At 58.6% G+C, this 1300-nt stretch carries 1 protein-coding gene; it reads left to right on the top strand.

All coding sequences use genetic code 11. The features are described 5' to 3' along the window. Positions 1-122 precede the first annotated feature (122 nt). A complete protein-coding gene (locus tag QPK29_RS33420; RefSeq protein WP_400189966.1) occupies positions 123-1298 on the top strand; it encodes an FAD-dependent oxidoreductase in 1176 nt (391 codons plus the stop codon). Positions 1299-1300: the final 2 nt, after the last annotated feature.

Genomic DNA, 1300 nt, shown 5'->3' with positions numbered 1-1300 from the left:
CAATTGGCCTGTAAGCACCTCGTCGGTATGGATGGCAATTTCTACCATCGTTCCGAGTCAATTACTGTCAACGCTCGCACGCCAGGCATCAAGGGCTCTGGCCGAGCATACGAGGAATAAACGTGAGCAAACATATCATCATCGCCGGCGGCGGCCCGACCGGTCTTCTCACCGCACTGGGCCTGGCTAAGCAGGGGAACCGGGTCACTGTGCTGGAGGCCGAAGACAAGCCAAACGAAAGCCCCAGGGCTCTCGTGTATCACTTTTCGGTACTGCCGTATCTGCGCGACCTGGGTATCCTCGAGGACTGCGTTGCAGCTGGATTTCTTCGCCAGGATCATGCCTGGCGCATCCATCAAACCGGTGAGTTGATCCGCTGGAACCTGAGCTGCCTGGAGGGCACCGTTGAGTTTCCGTATGCACTGAACCTGGGTCAGGACAAGCTTTCTCGGGTCGTACTGAAGCACCTCGAAAAATACCCCAATGTCAGCATCCGTTATGAGACCTCGCTGGTAGGTTGCACGGACCACGGCAGCGGGGTAACGGTGCAGCTGCAATCGCGTGGCGAGAACGAGGAACTCGAGGGGGACTGGCTCATTGGTGCCGATGGCGCAGGCAGCTTTGTGCGACGTCAGGTGTTGAAAATGCAGTTCTTCGGTGTGACCTGGCCGGAGCGTTACGTCGCGACGAACCTGCGAGTCGATCTTGACAGCCAAGGGTTCAGCAACACCACGATGCAGGTCGACCCGATCTATGGCTCCGTCATCTGTAAAATCGATCCAAACAACTTCTGGCGTGTCACGTTCGTCGAAGACCCCACGCTGCCCGTTGAAAGCCTGAAGCAGCGCGCGACCGAAAAGTTGAGCAGGCTTCTCCCGGAAGGAGTCAAATTCGAGATCGATGCCTTCTCGCCATATCGAATGCACCAACGAGTAGCAGACAGGATGCGCCAGGGCCGTATTCTGCTCGTCGGCGACGCGGCACACGTCACGAACCCGACTGGTGGCCTTGGCCTGACCGGCGGCATGTTCGACAGTTTTGCGTTGGTCGAAGCCCTGGGCCGCGTAACCCTGGACGGTGCGAGCGACGACATTCTTGAGTTCTACGACCGCGACCGTCGACAAAAGTTCGTCGAGCTGGTATCGCCCAGGGCATCGCACAACCTGCGCACGCTGTACCACATGCTTCCAGGTCAGCAGCGCGACGAATGGATTGCGCAGGCTCGCGCCATCGCGGCCGATCGCGACAGGATGCGAGAGGTCATGTCGTTCCACGACCAGATGCGGACCGTCTTCTAACT

This window comes from Massilia orientalis (assembly GCF_030411975.2).
GTDB classification, from domain to species: domain Bacteria; phylum Pseudomonadota; class Gammaproteobacteria; order Burkholderiales; family Burkholderiaceae_D; genus Telluria; species Telluria orientalis.
The sequence above is the reverse complement of the archived record's forward strand: the minus strand, read 5'-3'. Positions and strand labels throughout refer to the sequence as shown.